The following is an 864-nucleotide window of genomic DNA, read 5'->3' as shown; positions in this document are numbered from 1 at the left end:
AGGGTGACCTTGACCGCGTTGGCAAGGACGTTGACGCCCTCCATCATGCGGTTGCGGGCATCGGTGGAAAAGCGGACTTCTTTTGCGCTCATGGGGTGTTTACCTCGATGTTCTGGTTAAGGGTTCCGATGGCTGTGCCGGACGTGCTCAGGACTCGACGACACCCATGATGTCGTCCTCGCGCATGACGAGGAGCTCCTCGCCGTCCAGCTTGACCTCAGTGCCGGAGTACTTGCCGAAGAGCACGCGGTCGCCGACCTTGACGTCGAGCGAGCGATGATCGCCGTTGTCCATGATCTTGCCGTTGCCGACGGCGATGACCTCGCCCTGGATCGGCTTCTCGGTTGCGGAGTCCGGAATGACGATGCCCCCGGCGGAGGTGCGCTCTTCCTCCATACGACGGACGACGACGCGGTCATGCAGCGGGCGGATGTTCATGCTTGATTCCCCTCAGCTTCAGGTTGGATTTGCGGGTTGGGTTGCCGGATACCGCCAGCAGCCGCGTGGCGGTGCACGCGCCCGGAGGCGGCACCTGGATGGTGTTAGCACTCAACGATAGCGGCTGCTAATAATAGGGCGCACGCGTAGGGTGTCAAGTGGCGTTTCCGCCATGCGCGCGCGGGCGACTTGGGGAGGGCGCTGGAGGAAGGCCTGAGGAGCGGCCGCAGCGGAGGTCCGTGTTCCGGGGCGCCGCGCTGAGGGACTCTGGCGCGCGGGTAGGCCGCAACAGTCTCCGCGGCCGCAATCTGCGCCGATCACCCCCCGCCCATGGCCCCCCCCCCGCCCGTCGCCCCCCGCCCCCCCGCCCGCAGCCCCCACCTCACCGCCACCCCCCCCCACACCCCCGCCCACCCGCGGGCACCC

The 864-nt window shown here is 67.6% G+C and carries 1 protein-coding gene; it reads right to left on the bottom strand.

Annotated elements, in window-relative coordinates; genetic code table 11:
• Positions 1-147: 147 nt before the first annotated feature.
• Positions 148-438 (bottom strand): co-chaperone GroES, encoded by a 291-nt coding sequence (groES, locus tag I6U14_RS11340; RefSeq protein ID WP_296899397.1) that lies wholly within the window; start codon positions 436-438, stop codon positions 148-150.
• Between the last annotated feature and the right edge of the window lie 426 nt (positions 439-864).

Source organism: Thiohalocapsa sp. (genome assembly GCF_019695415.1).
Classification (GTDB): domain Bacteria; phylum Pseudomonadota; class Gammaproteobacteria; order Chromatiales; family Chromatiaceae; genus Thiohalocapsa.
Note: the sequence above shows the minus strand (reverse complement) of the source record. Positions and strands in the feature narration are given on the sequence as shown.